The sequence below is a fragment of the Inquilinus sp. Marseille-Q2685 genome (genome assembly GCF_916619195.1).
Taxonomy (GTDB): Bacteria; Pseudomonadota; Alphaproteobacteria; order DSM-16000; family Inquilinaceae; genus Inquilinus.
This window is the reverse complement of the sequence record NZ_CAKAKL010000009.1, coordinates 196,006-212,484: the sequence shown is the minus strand read 5'-3', so window position 1 is coordinate 212,484 and position 16,479 is coordinate 196,006. Positions and strand designations below refer to the sequence as shown.

18 protein-coding genes are annotated in these 16,479 nt (G+C 70.4%); 9 read left to right on the top strand and 9 right to left on the bottom strand.

What is annotated here, in order from left to right; translation table 11 throughout:
* Positions 1-9: 9 nt before the first annotated feature.
* The gene (locus LG391_RS29930; RefSeq protein ID WP_225771961.1) at positions 10-687 is read right to left on the bottom strand and encodes a glutathione S-transferase family protein; all 678 of its coding nucleotides are present in this window, start codon (positions 685-687) and stop codon (positions 10-12) included.
* A 150-nt stretch (positions 688-837) separates the two neighbouring features.
* On the opposite strand from LG391_RS29930, the gene alkB reads away from it, so the two are divergent.
* From alkB to LG391_RS29910, 4 genes are read left to right on the top strand one after another with little or no spacing between them, the layout of a single operon-like run.
* Positions 838-1,491 carry a DNA oxidative demethylase AlkB gene (alkB, locus tag LG391_RS29925; RefSeq protein WP_225771959.1) on the top strand — a complete coding sequence of 218 codons (654 nt, stop codon included), beginning with the start codon at positions 838-840 and terminating at the stop codon, positions 1,489-1,491.
* Positions 1,492-1,537: 46 nt separating this feature from the next.
* A complete protein-coding gene (locus LG391_RS29920; protein ID WP_225771957.1) occupies positions 1,538-2,308 on the top strand; it encodes an SDR family oxidoreductase in 771 nt (256 codons plus the stop codon).
* A gap of 13 nt (positions 2,309-2,321) precedes the next feature.
* Complete coding sequence (uxuA, locus tag LG391_RS29915; RefSeq protein WP_225771955.1) at positions 2,322-3,509, top strand: mannonate dehydratase; 1,188 nt, start codon at positions 2,322-2,324, stop codon at positions 3,507-3,509.
* Positions 3,506-4,639, top strand: coding sequence for an NAD(P)/FAD-dependent oxidoreductase (locus LG391_RS29910; RefSeq protein ID WP_225771954.1), 1,134 nt, complete (start codon positions 3,506-3,508; stop codon positions 4,637-4,639). The genes uxuA and LG391_RS29910 overlap by 4 nt, the downstream gene beginning before the upstream one ends.
* Positions 4,640-4,777: 138 nt before the next feature.
* On the opposite strand, the gene LG391_RS29905 is transcribed toward LG391_RS29910, so the two are convergent.
* The gene (locus LG391_RS29905) at positions 4,778-5,605 is read right to left on the bottom strand and encodes an AraC family transcriptional regulator (protein ID WP_225771952.1); all 828 of its coding nucleotides are present in this window, start codon (positions 5,603-5,605) and stop codon (positions 4,778-4,780) included.
* 102 nt (positions 5,606-5,707) lie between these two features.
* Here LG391_RS29905 and LG391_RS29900 point away from each other — a divergent pair, with 102 nt between their 5' ends.
* The gene (locus LG391_RS29900; protein ID WP_225771950.1) at positions 5,708-6,118 is read left to right on the top strand and encodes a DUF2000 domain-containing protein; all 411 of its coding nucleotides are present in this window, start codon (positions 5,708-5,710) and stop codon (positions 6,116-6,118) included.
* Between the two features lie 6 nt (positions 6,119-6,124).
* Here LG391_RS29900 and LG391_RS29895 read toward each other — a convergent pair whose 3' ends face one another.
* Positions 6,125-6,616: a MarR family winged helix-turn-helix transcriptional regulator gene (locus LG391_RS29895; RefSeq protein WP_225771947.1), complete on the bottom strand. Its 492-nt coding sequence runs from the start codon at positions 6,614-6,616 to the stop codon at positions 6,125-6,127.
* A 188-nt stretch (positions 6,617-6,804) separates the two neighbouring features.
* Here LG391_RS29895 and LG391_RS29890 point away from each other — a divergent pair, with 188 nt between their 5' ends.
* Positions 6,805-8,160, top strand: coding sequence for an MFS transporter (locus LG391_RS29890; RefSeq protein ID WP_225771946.1), 1,356 nt, complete (start codon positions 6,805-6,807; stop codon positions 8,158-8,160).
* 16 nt (positions 8,161-8,176) lie between these two features.
* Here LG391_RS29890 and LG391_RS29885 read toward each other — a convergent pair whose 3' ends face one another.
* Together LG391_RS29885 and LG391_RS29880 are read right to left on the bottom strand one after the other, a co-directional pair.
* Positions 8,177-8,575: a hypothetical protein gene (locus LG391_RS29885; protein WP_225771944.1), complete on the bottom strand. Its 399-nt coding sequence runs from the start codon at positions 8,573-8,575 to the stop codon at positions 8,177-8,179.
* Positions 8,575-10,194: an acyl-CoA synthetase gene (locus tag LG391_RS29880; protein WP_225771942.1), complete on the bottom strand. Its 1,620-nt coding sequence runs from the start codon at positions 10,192-10,194 to the stop codon at positions 8,575-8,577. Before LG391_RS29880 ends, LG391_RS29885 begins: the two co-directional genes overlap by 1 nt.
* A 169-nt stretch (positions 10,195-10,363) precedes the next feature.
* Here LG391_RS29880 and LG391_RS29875 point away from each other — a divergent pair, with 169 nt between their 5' ends.
* Entirely contained in the window at positions 10,364-12,259 is a 1,896-nt protein-coding gene (locus LG391_RS29875) for a propionyl-CoA synthetase (RefSeq protein ID WP_225771940.1), read from the top strand.
* A 320-nt stretch (positions 12,260-12,579) separates the two neighbouring features.
* Here LG391_RS29875 and LG391_RS29870 read toward each other — a convergent pair whose 3' ends face one another.
* From LG391_RS29870 to LG391_RS29860, 3 genes are all read right to left on the bottom strand, one after another.
* On the bottom strand, positions 12,580-13,041 hold the full coding sequence (locus LG391_RS29870) for an Hsp20 family protein (RefSeq protein WP_225771938.1): 462 nt from the start codon (positions 13,039-13,041) through the stop codon (positions 12,580-12,582).
* Between the two features lie 163 nt (positions 13,042-13,204).
* Positions 13,205-13,987 carry a 3-hydroxybutyrate dehydrogenase gene (locus LG391_RS29865; protein WP_225771936.1) on the bottom strand — a complete coding sequence of 261 codons (783 nt, stop codon included), beginning with the start codon at positions 13,985-13,987 and terminating at the stop codon, positions 13,205-13,207.
* Positions 13,988-14,042: 55 nt separating this feature from the next.
* Positions 14,043-14,225 carry a DUF1192 domain-containing protein gene (locus LG391_RS29860; protein ID WP_225771934.1) on the bottom strand — a complete coding sequence of 61 codons (183 nt, stop codon included), beginning with the start codon at positions 14,223-14,225 and terminating at the stop codon, positions 14,043-14,045.
* A 164-nt stretch (positions 14,226-14,389) separates the two neighbouring features.
* On the opposite strand from LG391_RS29860, the gene LG391_RS29855 reads away from it, so the two are divergent.
* The gene (locus tag LG391_RS29855) at positions 14,390-15,391 is read left to right on the top strand and encodes an NAD(P)H-quinone oxidoreductase (protein ID WP_225771932.1); all 1,002 of its coding nucleotides are present in this window, start codon (positions 14,390-14,392) and stop codon (positions 15,389-15,391) included.
* 147 nt (positions 15,392-15,538) lie between these two features.
* Positions 15,539-16,132, top strand: a complete 594-nt coding sequence (locus LG391_RS29850) for a DUF1013 domain-containing protein (RefSeq protein WP_225771930.1) — start codon at positions 15,539-15,541, stop codon at positions 16,130-16,132.
* An 81-nt stretch (positions 16,133-16,213) separates the two neighbouring features.
* Here LG391_RS29850 and LG391_RS29845 read toward each other — a convergent pair whose 3' ends face one another.
* A complete protein-coding gene (locus LG391_RS29845) occupies positions 16,214-16,381 on the bottom strand; it encodes a YdcH family protein (protein ID WP_225771928.1) in 168 nt (55 codons plus the stop codon).
* Between the last annotated feature and the right edge of the window lie 98 nt (positions 16,382-16,479).

Here is a 16,479-nt window from a genome sequence, read left to right as displayed (position 1 = left end):
CCAGCCGACTCACACCAGCGCATTTCCAGACGGTCTCTGAGGCCTCACGGCAGCTCCTTCGCCGAATGCGGATCGATCGAATAGGGGAAGGGTCTCGGCCAGGAAGCGCGGCTGCGACCGGACCCGGTCGATCCAGGCCACTACGTTCGGGAAGTCGGCGAGCGGCAGATCCGCCTCCTCCGCCCGATGGACATAGGCGAAGACGGCGATGTCGGCGATGCTGTAGGCTGGCCCGGCCAGCCAGGGGCGCTGCGCCAGCTCGCGGTCCAGGATCGCCAGCGTCTTCAGCGAGCCCTCGCGCTTGGTCTCGACCAGCGCGGCCGGGCGGCGGGCCAGCTTGCCGGTCATGACCCAGTGCCGCAGCGTCGCGATGGTGGACTGGACATAATCGCCCTCGAAGGACAGCCACTGCAGCACCTTGGCCCGGGCGAAGCGGTCGTCCGGCAGGTAAGGCGTGCCCTCGGCCAGGAAGAACAGGATGGCATTGGACTCGGCGATCACCCGGCCATCGTCCAGCCGGATCGCCGGCACCGCGCCGGTCGGGTTGATCGCCAGGTATTCCGGCCGCTGGCCTTCGCCCTCGAAGATGCTGATGATCTCGGTGCGGTACGGACGCCGCAGCTGGGCCAGCAGCAGCCGGACCTTGTAGGCGTTCTGCGACGGCAGGTAGTCGTAGAGGGTGATCATGGGCATCCTCGGGCGGGTGAGGCCCAGAGGATCGCACCGCGCCGTAGCCCGGCCACTCCGCTTCTTGCGCCGAATTCGGCCGCAAGGGACGGATCGGCCGCCGCGGCAGGACGAGAGAGGATGGCGCCATCGCATGACGGGAACCGGAGCATGACGGCCGATCTGTTCGACAGCCTGCCCGGACCGGGGCCGGATCAGGAGACCCTGGCCGAGGGCGCGGTGCTGCTGCGCGGCTTTGCCCGCGACCGTGCCGAGGCGCTGATCGCCGCGGTGCGGGCGGTGGAGGCTCAGGCGCCGTTCCGTCACCTGGTCACGCCCGGCGGCTACCGCATGTCGGTGGCGATGACCAATTGCGGCCGGGTCGGCTGGGTCAGCGATCGCAGCGGCTATCGCTACGACCCCGACGACCCGATCGCCGGCCGGCCCTGGCCGGAGATGCCGGAGGTCTTCGCCGAACTGGCCGATGCCGCCTCGATCAAGGCCGGCTTCGGCCCCTTCGCACCCGACGCCTGCCTGATCAACCGCTACGAGCCCGGCTCGCGCCTGTCGCTGCACCAGGACCGGGACGAGCGCGACACCGGCGCCCCGATCGTCTCGGTCTCGCTGGGCCTGCCCGCGACCTTCCTGTTCGGCGGGCTGCAGCGCAGCGACCCGACCCGCCGGGTGCGGGTGGAGCATGGCGACGTCACGGTCTGGGGCGGCCCGGCGCGGCTGGCCTTCCACGGCGTCGCCCCGCTGCCGGACGGCAGCCATGCGATTCTGGGCCGGCAGAGAATAAACCTGACCTTTCGGAAGGCCCTCTGATGCCGCTATGAAAGCCGGGTCGGTTGGGACGGGAGCACGCCGCAGGATGCTTCAGGGCAAGGTCATTCTGGTCACCGGATCGTCGTCCGGCATCGGCCTGGCGATCGCCCGGGCGGCGCGGGACGAGGGCGCCGTTGTGGTGCTGCATGGGATCGAGGCGGAAGCGCTGGCCCAAGCCGCCGCGGATCTCGGCGTCGCCTCGGTGCTGGCCGACGTGACCGCGCCCGACGCGGCGGCGACCGTGATCGACGCCGTGCTGCGCAGCCATGGCCGGATCGACGGGCTGGTGAACAACGCCGCGTCCCTGGCCCGCACCACGCTGGAGCAGGCCGACGCGGCCGCCTTCGATCAGATCTTCGCCGTCAACGCCCGCGCGCCGCTGCTGCTGTGCCGCGAGGCGGTGCGCGCCTTCCGCGCCCAAGGCAACGGCGGCGCCATCGTCAATATCGGCTCGGTCAACGCGCTGTGCGGCCAGGACAACCTGCTGGTCTATTCCATGTCCAAGGCGGCGCTGATGACGATGACGCGCAACCTGGGCGACGCGCTGTCGGCCGAGCGCATCCGGGTCAACCAGCTGAATGTCGGCTGGACCCTGACCGAGACCGAGCGCGCCATCCAACGCCGCGAAGGGCAGCCCGACGACTGGGCCGAGCACATCCCGCCGGCCTTCGCCCCGACCGGCCGAATCCTGCGGCCCGAGGAGGTGGCGCAGCATGCGGTGTTCTGGCTGTCCGACCGGTCGGCGCCGGTCACGGGGCAGGTGTACGAGGTCGAGCAGTACCCGCTGGTCGGCCGCAACAAGATCAACACGCGATGAGGGGCTGGAGACGATGAAGGAGACCTGGCGCTGGTTCGGCCCGAACGACCCGGTGACGCTGGACCATGTCAAGCAGGCGGGGGCCAGCGGCATCGTCACCGCCCTGCACCACCGGCAGGACGGCAGCGTGTGGCCGGCCGAGGAGATCGCCGAGCGCAAGGCGGTGATCGAGGGCGCGGGCCTGGCCTGGTCGGTGGTCGAGAGCATCCCCCTGCCGGACGTGATCAAGACCGGCGGCGCCGGCGCGGCCGAGGCGATCGCCGCCTTCGCCCAGTCGCTGCGCAACGTCGCCGCGGCCGGGGTGACGACCGTCTGCTACAACTTCATGCCGGTGGTCGACTGGACCCGCACCAACCTGATGTGGCGGCTGCCGACGACCGGCTACGCCCTGCGCTTCGATGCTGTCGACATGGCCGCCTATGACGCCTTCATCCTGAAGCGCCGCGGCGCCGAGGCCGACCACCGGCCCGAGGTGCTGGCCCGCGCCCGCGACCGCGTCGCGGCGATGAGCGAGAGCGAGACGGCCGAGCTGGAGAAGACCATCATCGCCGGCCTGCCGGGCGTGGCCGGCGCGGTCAACGACCGGGCCGGGTTCGAGCGCCGCCTCGCCCTCTATGACGGCATCACCGCCGACGACTTCCGCGCCAACTACAAGGCCTTCCTGGCCGCGGTCGTGCCGGTGGCGGAGGAGGTGGGCGCCCGCCTGGCGGTGCATCCGGACGACCCGCCCTTCCCGCTGTTCGGCCTGCCGCGCATCGTCTCCACCCCCGCTGACGCCCGCGCCATCCTGGCGATGGTCGACCGCCCGGCGAACGGGCTGACGCTCTGCGTCGGCTCCTACGGCTCGCGGCCGGACAACGACCTGGCGGCGATGGCGCGGGAGTTCGCGCCGCGCATCCATTTCGCCCATCTGCGCAACGTCACGGTCGAGCCCGACGGATCGTTCTTCGAGGACGAGCACCTGGAGGGCGGTGCCGACATGGTGGCGATCATCGACGCGCTGATGGCGGAGGAGCGGGCGCGCAAGGCCGCCGGCCGGGCGGATTGGGAGATTCCGATGCGGCCGGACCACGGCCATCTGCTGGCCGACGACGTGCACAAGAAGACCAATCCCGGCTATTCGCTGATCGGCCGGCTGAAGGGGCTGGCCGAGCTGCGCGGGGTGGCGCGGGCGATCGGCCAGTTGCGCGGCGCGGCATGACCGACACTGTTGATGCCGTCGTGGTCGGCGCCGGGGTGGTCGGCCTGGCCGTCGCCCGGGCGCTGGCCCTGGCCGGGCAGGAGGTGATCATCCTGGAGGCGGCGGACGCCTTCGGCACCGAGACCTCGGCCCGCAACAGCGAGGTGATCCACGCCGGCATCTACTACCCGCAGGGCAGCCTGAAGGCCCGGCACTGCGTCGCCGGCCGGCGGGCGCTGTACCGCTATTGTGAGGAGCACGGTGTCACCGCGAGGCGCTGCGGCAAGCTGATCGTCGCCACCGACGAGCAGGAGGCCGCGACGCTGGTGCGGATCGAGGCGGCGGCCCGGGCCAACGGCCTGACCGGCGAGGACGACGCGCTGCGGCCGCTGACCGCGGAGGAGGCGCATGCGCTGGAGCCGGAGGTCGCCTGCACCGCGGCGCTGTTCTCGCCCTCCACCGGCATCATCGACAGCCACGGGCTGATGCTGGCGCTGCTGGGCGATGCCGAGGCTCGCGGCGCGATGATCGCCTATCACAGCCGGCTCGAGTCCGCGGCGGTCACCCCCGACGGGCTGCATCTGCAGGTCGCCACCGAGGAGGGCGGCATGGAGCTGCTGGCCCGCCGGGTGGTGAACTCGGCCGGCCTGTCCGCCCCGGCCGTGGCCCGCCGCATCGCCGGTGTGCCCGAGGCGTCTGTGCCGCAGCCCTACCTGGCCAAGGGCAACTATTTCGGCCTGTCCGGCCGGCCGCCCTTCCGCCACCTGATCTATCCGGTGCCGGTGCCCGGCGGCCTGGGCACCCACGCCACGATCGACCTGGGCGGGCGGGTGCGCTTCGGCCCGGAGGTCGAATGGGTCGAGGAGCTGGACTATCGGGTCGCCCCGGCGCGGGCGGAGAGCTTCTACGCCGCCATCCGCCGCTACTGGCCGGCGCTGCCGGACGGCGCCTTGCAGCCGGACTATTCCGGCATCCGCCCGAAGATCCCCCCGCCCGGCGCCACCGCCGCGGATTTCGTGATCCAGGGGCCGGAGGGGCATGGCGTGCCGGGCCTGGTCAACCTGTTCGGCATCGAGAGCCCCGGCCTGACCTCGAGCCTGTCGATCGCCGACGAGGTGGTGGAACGGTTGGGGCTGGCGCGTAACGGATAGGCCCACCCCCTCACCCGAAATCGCTGCGCGATTTCGACCTCTCCCCAAGGAGAGGTGAAGCGGGACGGATCTGCTCCCCTCTCCTCGGGGAGAGGGAGGGGCCCGCCGCGTTGGCGGCGGGAGGGTGAGGGGGAGAGCCTACGCCGCCGCCCGCGCTGCCTTCTGGAAGCGCGCCGGGGTGACGCCGTAGGCGCCCTTGAAGCGGCGGGTCAGATGGGCCTGGTCGGTGAAGCCGGTCGCGGCCGCCACCTGGGCCGGCGCCTCGCCCGCCGCCAGCAGGCGCTTGGCCCGCTCCAGCCTGATCCAGCGCAGATAGGTGGCCGGCGCCGCGCCGTAGCGGCGGGTGAAGGCGCGGGACATGTGGAAGCGGCTCAGCCCCGCCACGGCGGCGAGGTCGTCGGCGGTGACGTCCTCGCCGAGATGGGCGTGCAGATGGTCGCGCACCCGGGCCAGCGCCGCGTCGGCCGGCCGGGACAGGCCGGGCGCTGGCGCCCCGGCCTGGCGGCGGGCCAGTCCCACCACCATCGCCGCCAGCGCCTCCGACCGCGCCAGCGTCGCCCCGGGCTCGGCGAAGGCGTCGACGGCGCAGGCTATCAGCGCGGCGAGGACCGGATCCTCGGACAGGGTGTTGGGGAAGGCCAGGGCCCAGGGCGGGCGGATGCCGGCGTCGTCGAGCACCGCCGCCACCGTCTCCGGCGCGATGTAGAGCATCCGGTACAGGAAGCCCTCGGCATTGGTCGCATGCCCGTCGTGGATCTCGGTCGGGTTGAAGGTGATGACCGATCCCGGCCGGGTGCGGTGCGTGCCGCCGCGGCAGAAGAAGCTCTGCGACCCTTCCTCGGTCAGGCCGATGGCATAGGTCTCGTGCGCGTGCCGCTCGTAGCAATGGGCAGTGAAATGGGCGCGGAACCGCTCGACGCCGAAGCGCCGGTCCAGCCCCACCGTGACCCATTCGCCGTTGTCCATGGCCGCATGTTAGGCTGCGCGAAGGGCCTCCGCCACAGCACGATCGTACAAGCCGGGCGATACGATGGTTCATAGCCTGCCTGCAGACTCCAAGGAGGATGCATGCGGTTCGACCCCAAGATCGCCGTCGCCCTGCGCGAGGACCTGCCGGTGTGGCAGAAGCTGAACGTCGCCGCCTTCACCGTCAGCGGCCTGGCCGCCACCCGGCCGGAGCTGGTGGGTGCGCCCTATGAGGACGGGTCGGGCAACCTGTACCTGCCGATGTTCCGCCAGCCGGTGCTGGTCTTCGCCGGAACGGCCGAGGCGCTGAAGGCGGCGCATGCCAGGGCGCTGGCCCGCAACCTGCGGATCGCGATCTACACCGCCGAGCTGTTCGCCACCGGCTATGACGAGGCCAACCGCGCCGCGGTCAAGGCCGTGCCGGGCGAGGCGCTGGACCTGGTCGGCTTCGCCATGCATGAGGACCGCAAGGACGTCGACCGCGTGCTGAAGGGCCTGTCGCTGCACCCGTGACGGGCGTCAGTCCTCCCCCGCCGCATCGGGCGGCGTGCCGAGGCTGGAGACGCGGGCGTCGAGCTTGCGCAGCAGGCGCCGCAGCAGCTCGCGCTCGCCCGGCTCGAAGGCGGCCATCAGCTCGGCCTCGATCTCCTGCGCCAGCGGCACGATGGCGTCGTAGACCCGGCGGCCGGCGGCGGTGAAGTCGAGCTGGATCAGCCGCTGGTCGGCCGGATGGGTGCCGCGGCTGAGATAGCCGGCCGCGATCAGCCGGCTGACCGCCCGGCTGACCTTGGCCTTGTCCATCGCCGTGCGCTCGCAGATCTGGTTCGAGGACAGGGGCGCGTAGCGGCCGACCATCGCCATCACCCGCCATTCCGGGATGCTGAGCCCGAAGGCGTCGGCGTAGCGCCGGGCGAAGGTGCGGCTGACCCGGTTGCTGACCACCGACAGCTCATAGGGCAGGAACGCCTCGAGATCGAACTCCGCCGCCTTTCGCACCGCCTGGTCCCGCATCGCCGGCCTCCCCGCCCGCTTGACATTCGTTTCATATGAAACGAGATTGGTTTCCGTTTCAAGGCAGGCCGCCCCTCCTGGAGGGCGGAGCCCGACGGAATGTCCGACCATACGCGAGGGCGCGGCCGCGGCAAGCCCGGCGCCCCGCGGCTGGCGGATCAAGCGACCAAAGAATGAGGGGAGGATCCATGGCCCAGACGACCACGATCGCGGAGCGCGTGCGCCTGCTGTTCGCCAGCGCCGTCGGCACCATCATCGAGTGGTACGACTTCTTCATCTTCGCCTTCTGCGCCGTGCTGGTCTTCGACAAGGCGTTCTTCCCCAGCGAGGACCGGCTGGCAGGGACGATGGCGGTGCTGGGCACCTTCGCCATCGGTTTCCTGGCCCGGCCGCTGGGCGGCATCCTGTTCGGCGCGCTGGGCGACCGGATCGGCCGCAAGAACGCGCTGGTGGTCAGCCTGCTGATGATGGGCGCCGCCACCTTCGCCATGGGCCTGCTGCCGACCTATGCCTCGGCCGGGGTGCTGGCGCCGATCCTGCTGGTCACGCTGCGGGTGCTGCAGGGCATCGCCGTCGGCGGCGAGGCCACCGGCGCCCTGCTGATCGTCGCCGAATCCATGCCCGGCCGGCGGCGCGGCTTCTGGACCAGCTTCCCGATGATCGGCGGCCCGGCCGCCAATGTCCTGGCCGCCGCCACCATCGGCGCCCTGACCGCGCATTACGGCGAGGCCGGCTTCGCCGAATGGGCCTGGCGCCTGCCCTTCCTGTTCTCGATCGTGCTGGTGCTGCTGGGCCTCTGGGTGCGGCGGCGGGTCGAGGAATCGCCGGTCTTCGCCGAGCTGGCGGCGAAGCGCCGCGAGGTGCCGGCGGCGCCGCTGGCCGAGGCCCTGCGCAGCCATTGGCGGCCGATGGGCCAGGTGTTCCTGGTGAAGGCGGCGGAGAACACGCTGTTCTACCTGTTCACCACCTTCTTCCTGGTGCTGGTAGTCCAGTTCCTGGGCCTCGCCCGCGGCGTCGGGTCGGACGCGCTGTTCTGGGGCTCGATCCTGGAGGTCGCGGTGATCATGGCCGCGGCCTGGGTCTCCGACGTCGTCGGCCGCCGGCCGGTGATGCTGCTGGGCCTGGTCGGCGGCATCGGCGCCGCGGCGCTACTGTTCACCCTGCCGCCGGGAACGGCGCCGGAAACGGTGCTGCAGGTCACGCTGCTGACCCTGACCTGCCACGGCGTCATCGTCGGCAGCATGTCGGCGTACTTCACCGAGCTGTTCCCGACCCGCGTGCGCTACACCGCCATGTCGGTCAGCTACCAGGTCGCCTCGGTGGTCGGCGGGTCGGTGGCGCCCCTGATCGGCACGGCCCTCCTGGGCTGGACCGGCACGCCGCAATCCGTCGCGGCCTATGCCGCGCTGATGGCGGTGCCGGGCATCCTGTGCGTGCTGCTGTCGCGCGAGACCCGCGGGGCGGACCTGGCGGCGGTGGAGGCGCAGGCCGATAGGACAGTCGAAGCTCGCGAACTTTCCCATACGGCAGAGCAGCAGCGTTAGCCGGTCTCCGGCTGCACTAAGGTTCTGTCCATTCGACCATCGTGGAGTTGGCTCCCGGACTTGCCACGAACCGCCCGCGCCTGATCACGGAACGTTCTGGGCGAAGTTGCAGACGGTCTCCGATGACGCTCTGCAGCTCCTGAAAGCGCGGCCGGTCGATGGGCAGCGCCGGACCGCTTTCAGGGGACACGCGCCCTCGTTTGAGTTCTTCGAGCCAACGGGCGGAGATCGCGCTTCTTTCCAGGTCCAGCGCCAAAAGTTCCTGGTCGATCTCCATCAGCCAGAACAGGTTCGTCCAATCGTCCTCCGCCTCGCTGAATTGGCATTTGTAGATGTGCGGCCTGCCCTGAAAGTCGGCGACGCCTTCACGCGGGGCGTCCCAGAAATCCCAGACAGTATGGATGCGCTCGCCCATCACAGCGCCCGCGCCCGGTCGCGCAGCACGAATTTCTGGATCTTGCCGGTCGAGGTCTTGGGCAGGTCGCCGAACACCACCGTCTTCGGGCATTTGAAGCCCGCCAGGTGCCGGCGGCTGAAGGCGATGATCTCCTCCGCCGTCGCCTCGGCGCCCGGCCGCAGGGTGACGAAGGCGCAGGGGGTCTCGCCCCATTTCTCGTCGGGCCGCGCCACCACCGCCGCCTCCAGCACCGCCGGATGGCGGTACAGCACGCCTTCGACCTCGATGGTCGAGATGTTCTCGCCGCCGGAGATGATGATGTCCTTCGATCGGTCCTTCAGCTCGATATAGCCGTCCGGATGCATGACGCCGAGGTCGCCGGTGTGGAACCAGCCGCCGGCGAAGGCCTTCGCGGTGGCCGAGGGATTCTTCAGATACCCCTTCATGGTGATGTTGCCGCGCATGAACACCTCGCCCAGCGTCTCGCCGTCGGCCGGCACCGGGACGAGGGTCTCGGGGTCGGCCACCATCAGCCCCTCCTGCACCACATAGGGCAGGCCCTGGCGCGACTGCAGCCGCGCCTGCTCCGCGGCCGGCAGGGCGTTCCATTCCGGCTTCCAGTCGCAGACCACGGCCGGGCCGTAGACCTCGGTCAGGCCGTAGACATGGGTGACCTTGATGCCGAGCCGGGCCATGCCCTCCAGCACCGCCGCCGGCGGGGGCGAGGCCGCGGTCATCATCTGCACCGCCTGCGGGAAGTCGCGGCGTTCGTCCGCCGGGGCGTTCAGCAGCATGCCCATGACGATCGGCGCGCCGCAGAGATGGGTGACGCCGTGATCGGCGATGGCGGCGTAAATATCCCGCGCGGCCACCCGGCGCAGGCAGACATGGGTGCCGGCCATCGCCGTGATCGTCCAGGGAAAGCACCAGCCGTTGCAGTGGAACATCGGCAGGGTCCAGAGATAGACCGGGTGGTGCGGCATCCCCCAGGTGACGACGTTGCCGAGCGCGTTGAGATAGGCGCCGCGGTGATGGGTGACCACGCCCTTCGGGTCGCCCGTGGTGCCGGAGGTGTAGCCGAGCGCGATCGCATCCCACTCGTCGCCGGGCCTCACGCCCGGCCAGGCCGGGTCGCCTTCGGCCAGCAGGTCCTCGTAAGTGAGATCGCCGATCGGCTCCCCCGCCACCGCCGGGTCGACGATGTCGATCACCGGCGGCGGCGCCTCCAGCTGCGCCAGCGCGGCCTTCACCACCGCGGCGTATTCGCGGTCGGCCAGCAGCATCCGGGTCTCGGAATGGCGCAGCTGGAAGGCGATGGCCGCGGCGTCGAGCCGGATGTTGAGGGCGCACAGCACCGCGCCCGCCATCGGCACGCCGAAGGTCGCCTCGAAGGCTTCCGGCACGTTCGGCGCCATCACCGCCACCGTGTCGTTCCTGCCGATGCCACGGCGCGACAGGGCCGAGGCCAGGCGGCGGCACCGCTCCGCGGTCTCGCGCCAGCTGCGCTTCACGTCGCCGTAGACCACCGCCGTCCGGTCCGGATGGGCCAGGGCGGTGCGGCCGAGGAAGGAGACCGGCGTCAGCGGCACGTGATTGGCCGGATTGCGGTCGAGATCGGTGTCGTAAGCGTGCGGCATCGGCGGGCCTCCCGGGTGCGGAGACATTCTGGCACCGCCCAGCCTCGGGCGGAATGCCGGGATCGGGCTCCGCCGGCCGCGTCCGGCCGTGGCCGGAACGCGACACCGGCCCTCGCCCTGGCGGCCGCGCGGCGCTAGGCTCGGGACAACAAGAGTCCGGGAGGACGCCATGGGAGCCTATGCCGAGGCCTATCGCCGCGCGCTTGCCGACCCCGAGGGGTTCTGGGGCGAGGCCGCCGCCGCGATCGACTGGGACCGGCGCTGGGACCGTGTGCTGGACGACAGCAACGCCCCGTTCACTCGCTGGTTCGCCGGCGGCCGGCTCAACACCTGTTTCAACGCGCTGGACCGCCATGTCGCCGCCGGCCATGGCGACCGGCTGGCGCTGATCCACGACAGCCCGGTCACCGGCACGGTGCGGCGCTTCACCTATGCCGAGCTGACCGGCCGCGTCGCCCGCTTCGCCGGGGCGATGCGGGCCCTGGGCGTCGGTGCCGGAGACCGGGTGGTGATCTATATGCCGATGGTGCCGGAGGCCGCGATCGCCATGCTGGCCTGCGCCCGGCTGGGCGCGGTGCACTCCGTCGTGTTCGGCGGCTTCGCGGCGCCCGAGCTGGCGGCGCGGATCGACGATTGCGAGCCGAAGCTGGTGGTTTCCGCCTCCTGCGGCATCGAGGTGTCCCGGATCGTCGCCTACAAGCCGCTGCTCGACGCCGCCCTCGGCCTGGCCAGGCACAAGGTGCCGACGACCGTGGTGCTGCAGCGGCCGCAATGCGAGGCGGCGATGAGTCCGGGACGCGACCACGACTGGGCGGCGCTGGAGGCCGCGGCCGAACCCGCCGGCTGCGTGCCGGTGCTGGCGACCGATCCGCTCTACATCCTCTACACCTCCGGCACCACCGGCCAGCCCAAGGGCATCGTCCGCGACAATGGCGGGCATGCCGTGGCCCTGGCCTGGAGCATCCCGGCGATCTACGGGCTCAGGCCCGGCGAGGGGATGTGGACCGCCTCCGACGTCGGCTGGGTGGTGGGCCATTCCTACATCGTCTACGGGCCGCTTCTGGCCGGCTGCACCAGCGTGATGTACGAGGGCAAGCCGGTCGGCACGCCCGATGCAGGCGCCTATTGGCGGGTGGCCGAGCAGCACGGCGTGTCGGTGCTGTTCACCGCACCGACCGCCTTCCGCGCCATCAAGCGCGAGGACCCGGAAGGCCGCCTGCTGGCTGGCCGCGACCTGTCGAAGTTCCGCGCCCTGTTCCTGGCCGGGGAGCGCTGCGACCCCGACACGCTGGGCTGGGCCGAGCGGCTGCTGCAGGTGCCGGTGATCGACCATTGGTGGCAAACCGAGACCGGCTGGCCGATCTGCGCCGACCCGCTGGGGCTGGAGCCGATGCCGGTCAAGCCGGGGTCGCCGACCAAGCCGATGCCGGGCTGGGACGTGAGGGTGCTGGCCGCCGACGGGCGGGAGATGCCGCGCGGCGAGATCGGGGCGCTGGCCTGCAAGCTGCCGATGCCGCCCGGCGCCGCGCCGACGCTGTGGCGGGCCGATGCCCGCTTCCGCAGCGCCTATCTCGAGGACTATCCGGGCTTCTACAAGACCGGCGATGCCGGGCTGGTCGACGAGGACGGCTACGTCTTCGTCATGAGCCGGGTGGACGACGTCATCAACGTCGCCGGCCACCGGCTGTCGACCGGCCAGATCGAAGAGGTGCTGGCCGGCCATCCCGATGTCGCGGAATGCGCGGTGATCGGGGTCGCGGACGACCTCAAGGGCCAGGTGCCGCTGGGTTTCCTGGTGCTGAAGGCGGGCGTGACGCGACCGCACGAGGCGATCCTGGCCGAGGCGGTGCAGCGGGTGCGCGACGGCATCGGCCCGGTCGCGGCGTTCAAGACGGCGATGATCGTCGACCGCCTGCCGAAGACCCGGTCGGGCAAGATCCTGCGCGGCACGATGGCCCGAATCGCCGATTCGGTTCCCTTCGCCGTGCCGGCGACGATCGACGATCCGGCGATTCTCGATGAAATTCGCGCGACGCTGCGGCGATCGGGCTACAGTCGCGGGTAACGTTCCCGTTTCCACCCGGTCTAAGCCCCGAGGGACAACCCCACATAAATATTACATTTTTAAGATCATTTAGCGCTCTTGTGATTCAGCCGATGCCCGGCAAAAGCCGGCGAACAGCTGAAAACCCTTCAAAACAAAGGGTTTTTCTGACCCAAACGAGTGCTTGACGCAGCGGCAAAATGGCTCTTATCGTCGCGCAATGCTCGAGTTGAGCAGGCGAGGCTTCAAAAAATGAGGGCCGCAGGGAAGCGGCCCTCTTTTTTGTCTCTGCGATTCGGGAGATGGGGCGCTGCCGTCCGGCGGCGCCCCCGTTCCGGCCGTCAGGCGGCGATCTGCTTCGGCGCCTCGGCCTGGCCGACGCTGATCTTCACGGTGCGGGGCTTCTGCGCCTCCGGCACCTCGCGGACCAGGTCGATGTTGAGCAGGCCGTTCACCAGCGACGCGCCGCTGACCTTGATGTAGTCGGCGAGCTGGAAGCGCCGCTCGAAGGCCCGGCCGGCAATGCCGCGATGCAGGAAGACGCGGTTCTTCTCCTCCTCGTCGGAAGTCGCCTTGGCGCGGACGGTCAGGGTGTTCTCGGAGGTCACGACCTCGAGGTCGTCCTCGCCGAAGCCCGCCACCGCCATGGTGATGCGGTAGGCATCCTCGCCGGTCTTCTCGATGTTGTAGGGCGGATAGGACGGCGCCGCGGTGTCGAACTGCAGCGCGGAATCGAGCAGCCGCGACATGCGGTCGATGCCGATGGTCGAGCGGAACAGCGGGGAAAGGTCGAGAGTACGCATGGATATCCTCCAGTGAGCGATACCTGTGCGGCGCACCGATGGTCGCGCCGCGGGGTTTGCGACGTGGCGGCCCCTGCTGGGCACCGCCACGCCATCGATCTGGGGAGGGTGAATTCCGGGTTCAAGAGGGGCGTTGATCGTCCCCGTCCCCGGAAACGACCGGCTACTGCGCGGTCCAGCCGCCGTCGACCGAGATGCTGGTGCCGGTGATCTGGTCGGCGGCCGGGGAGCACAGGAAGGCGACGGTGCCGCCCAGCTGCTCCGGCGACACGAAGGTCATCGAGGGCTGCTTCTCGCCCAGGAGCTCCCTCGCGGCCTCTTCCTGGCTGATGCCCTTCTTCGCCGCGATGTCGGAGATCTGCTTCTCCACCAGCGGCGTCCGGACCCAGCCGGGGCAGACGGCGTTGCAGGTGACGCCGGTGCCCGCCGTCTCCAGCCCCACCACCTTGGTCAGCCCGACGAGGCCGTGCTTGGCCGCGACATAGGCCGCCTTGTGGGCCGAGGCGACCAGCCCGTGCGCCGAGGCGATGTTGACGATCCGGCCCCAGCCCTGCTTCTTCATCACCGGCACCGCCGCGGCGATGCCGTGGAACGCCGCCGACAGGTTGATCGCCAGGATCGCGTCCCACTTCTCGGCCGGGAACTCCTCCACCGGCGCGGTGAACTGGATGCCGGCGTTGTTCACCAGGATGTCGACCCGGCCGAGCCGCTCGACCGTCGCCGCCACCAGGCCGCGCACCGCATCGCCCTTCGACATGTCGGCGCCGTCATAGACCGCGCGCACCCCGTGCTCGCGCTCGATGCCGCTGCGGATCGCCTCGATCTCGCCGGCGTCGCCGAAGCCGTTCAGCACGATGTCCGCGCCCTGGCCGGTCAGCACCTTCGCGATGCCGAGCCCGATGCCGCTGGTCGATCCGGTGACGATCGCAACCTTGCCCTTCAACATGGGTCCGTTCCTTACGATGACGGGAAAGAGGGGTCTTCGAGGGCGTTCCTGGTCTCTAGCGCTTGAACAGCGCGTCCGCGGCCGATCTGTGGCTCTGCTTGCCGGCGATCACGCCGCGGGCGCGGACGATCTCCGCCTCCAGGCTCGCGATGTACTCCTCCAGCTCGGCGACCGAGAGGCCGTCGAGCGGCTTGGGCGGCGCCTTGCGCTGGCGCGGTTCGAGATCTTCCGGATCCATCGGCCATCTCCTTCGGCAGCGGATGGACAATCCTCGCGGGCGGCGCGAGGATCGGCAAGCCCGGACCGCAAGCGACCTTAGGCCGCTCCATCCGACCGCCGGATGAAGGCCGCATGACATTTCGGTCATCATCCGCCCCATTCCCGAACCGGAAGCGTGAGCCGATGACGAGCATCCTTCCCGAGACCATGACCGCGATCGTGATCGAGGCCCCCGGTGGGCCCGAGGTGCTCAAGCCGGCGACCCTGCCGGTGCCGTCGCCCGGGGCCTGCGAAATCCTGATCCGGGTGGCCGCGGCCGGGGTGAACCGGCCCGACGTGCTGCAGCGCCGCGGCATGTACAACCCGCCGCCGGGCGCCAGCCCGCTGCCGGGACTGGAGGTCGCCGGCACCGTCGCCGCCATCGGCCCCGATGTCGAGGGCTGGTCCGTCGGCGATCCGGCCTGCGCCCTGGTGGCCGGCGGCGGCTACGCCGAGTATTGCGTCGCCCCGGCGCCGCAATGCCTGCCGATCCCGAAAGGCCTGTCCCCGGCCGAGGCGGCGGGCCTGCCCGAGACCCTGTTCACCGTCTGGACCAATGTGGTCGAGCGCGGCCGGCTGCAGCCCGGCGAGCGCTTCCTGGTGCATGGCGGGTCGAGCGGCATCGGCACCACGGCGATCCAGCTTGCCAAGGCCCGGGGCGCCACCGTCTTCGCCACCGCCGGCAGCGCCGAGAAGTGCCGCGCCTGCCTCGACCTGGGCGCCGATGTCGCCATCGACTACCGCGAGCAGGACTTCGCCGCGGTGATCCGGGAGAAGACCGGCGGCCGCGGCGTGGACGTGATCCTCGACATGGTCGGCGGCGACTATGTCGCCCGCAACATCGACGCGCTGGCGGTGGACGGCCGGCAGGTCAGCATCGCCTTCCTCAAGGGCGCGAAGGTCGAGGTCGACCTGCAGAAGGTGATGGCCAAGCGGCTGACCCTGACCGGGTCGACCCTGCGGCCGCGCAGCGTCGCCGAGAAGGGCGCCATCGCCGCCGCGCTCGAGGCCGAGGTCTGGCCGCTGATCGAGGCCGGGCGGATCAAGCCGGTGATCCACGCCAGCTTCCCGCTGGCCCGGGCGGCGGAGGCGCATGCGCTGATGGAATCGAGCGCCCATGTCGGGAAAATCATACTCCTCGCTTGACTCGGGCGCGTGACATCCCTAGGTCGAGCACCGTGGGCGGCGCCGCGCCGACCCCGCTCCCCTCCCTTACGCGCGAGTGCGAGAGGACAGGTCGGCCGCCCCGGCCGGTCGCGGCGGGATCGCTTTGCGCAGAGGAGTACGTGAAGAATGAACAAACAGCCCCTGATGCCGAAGGCGACCGCCGTCTGGCTCGTCGAGAACACCTCGCTGAGCTTCGACCAGATCGCCGCCTTCTGCGGCCTGCATGAGCTGGAGATCCGGGCCATCGCCGACGGCGAGGTCGCGATCGGAATGGTCGGGCTGGACCCGATCGTCAACGGCCAGCTGACCCAGGCCGAGATCGAGCGCTGCCAGGCCGACCCGAATGCGCGCCTGCGCATGGCGGTGTCGGACATGCCACAGCCGGTCGCGCGCTCCAAGGGCCCGCGCTACACGCCGGTGACCAAGCGCGGCGACAAGCCGGACGCCATCGCCTATCTGCTGAAGGAGCATCCGGAGCTGTCGGACGCCCAGATCTGCAAGCTGATCGGCACCACCAAGCCGACCATCCAGGCGATCCGCGACAAGAGCCATTGGAATTCGCCGAACCTGAAGCCGCGCAGCCCGGTGATGCTGGGCCTTTGTTCCTATATGGAGCTGGATGCGGCCCTGACCAAGGCCCGCGCCAACCTGCCGCCGGGCGCCATCCCGGCCCCGACCGTCAGCTTCGACGAGGATGCCGAGGAAACCCAGGAGGACTGAGGCGCGACTCGGGGCCTGAAACGGCAAGGGCGGCGCCCCCCGGCACCGCCCTTATGATTCGGAGATCCGTGAATCTCTCCGTCAGGCGTGATCCAATCGCGCCATCTCGTCCTTGAGTCTCAGCTTTTCCTTTTTCAGCCGTACGATCTCGAGCTCGTCGGGGTGGGGGCGGTGGATCACCTCTTCCAATGTGCGATCCAGGGCGGCGTGCTTGGTCCGAAGCGCTTCAATACGCTCTGCAACGGCCATCTCTCGCTCCTCTGTTGAAAGCTGGACAGTGGTTCAGCCCCTCCTTTTTCCCATATGTTACGCGCCGATGGCGGTTGCAAGTCAACGAGGCTTCTATT

Coding starts and splice junctions, on each gene's coding strand:
- LG391_RS29930 (WP_225771961.1), bottom strand. CDS start 687: ATGATCACCCTCTACGACTACCTGCCGTCGCAGAACGCCTACAAGGTC.
- alkB (WP_225771959.1), top strand. CDS start 838: ATGACGGCCGATCTGTTCGACAGCCTGCCCGGACCGGGGCCGGATCAG.
- LG391_RS29920 (WP_225771957.1), top strand. CDS start 1,538: ATGCTTCAGGGCAAGGTCATTCTGGTCACCGGATCGTCGTCCGGCATC.
- uxuA (WP_225771955.1), top strand. CDS start 2,322: ATGAAGGAGACCTGGCGCTGGTTCGGCCCGAACGACCCGGTGACGCTG.
- LG391_RS29910 (WP_225771954.1), top strand. CDS start 3,506: ATGACCGACACTGTTGATGCCGTCGTGGTCGGCGCCGGGGTGGTCGGC.
- LG391_RS29905 (WP_225771952.1), bottom strand. CDS start 5,605: ATGGACAACGGCGAATGGGTCACGGTGGGGCTGGACCGGCGCTTCGGC.
- LG391_RS29900 (WP_225771950.1), top strand. CDS start 5,708: ATGCGGTTCGACCCCAAGATCGCCGTCGCCCTGCGCGAGGACCTGCCG.
- LG391_RS29895 (WP_225771947.1), bottom strand. CDS start 6,616: ATGCGGGACCAGGCGGTGCGAAAGGCGGCGGAGTTCGATCTCGAGGCG.
- LG391_RS29890 (WP_225771946.1), top strand. CDS start 6,805: ATGGCCCAGACGACCACGATCGCGGAGCGCGTGCGCCTGCTGTTCGCC.
- LG391_RS29885 (WP_225771944.1), bottom strand. CDS start 8,575: ATGGGCGAGCGCATCCATACTGTCTGGGATTTCTGGGACGCCCCGCGT.
- LG391_RS29880 (WP_225771942.1), bottom strand. CDS start 10,194: ATGCCGCACGCTTACGACACCGATCTCGACCGCAATCCGGCCAATCAC.
- LG391_RS29875 (WP_225771940.1), top strand. CDS start 10,364: ATGGGAGCCTATGCCGAGGCCTATCGCCGCGCGCTTGCCGACCCCGAG.
- LG391_RS29870 (WP_225771938.1), bottom strand. CDS start 13,041: ATGCGTACTCTCGACCTTTCCCCGCTGTTCCGCTCGACCATCGGCATC.
- LG391_RS29865 (WP_225771936.1), bottom strand. CDS start 13,987: ATGTTGAAGGGCAAGGTTGCGATCGTCACCGGATCGACCAGCGGCATC.
- LG391_RS29860 (WP_225771934.1), bottom strand. CDS start 14,225: ATGGATCCGGAAGATCTCGAACCGCGCCAGCGCAAGGCGCCGCCCAAG.
- LG391_RS29855 (WP_225771932.1), top strand. CDS start 14,390: ATGACGAGCATCCTTCCCGAGACCATGACCGCGATCGTGATCGAGGCC.
- LG391_RS29850 (WP_225771930.1), top strand. CDS start 15,539: ATGAACAAACAGCCCCTGATGCCGAAGGCGACCGCCGTCTGGCTCGTC.
- LG391_RS29845 (WP_225771928.1), bottom strand. CDS start 16,381: ATGGCCGTTGCAGAGCGTATTGAAGCGCTTCGGACCAAGCACGCCGCC.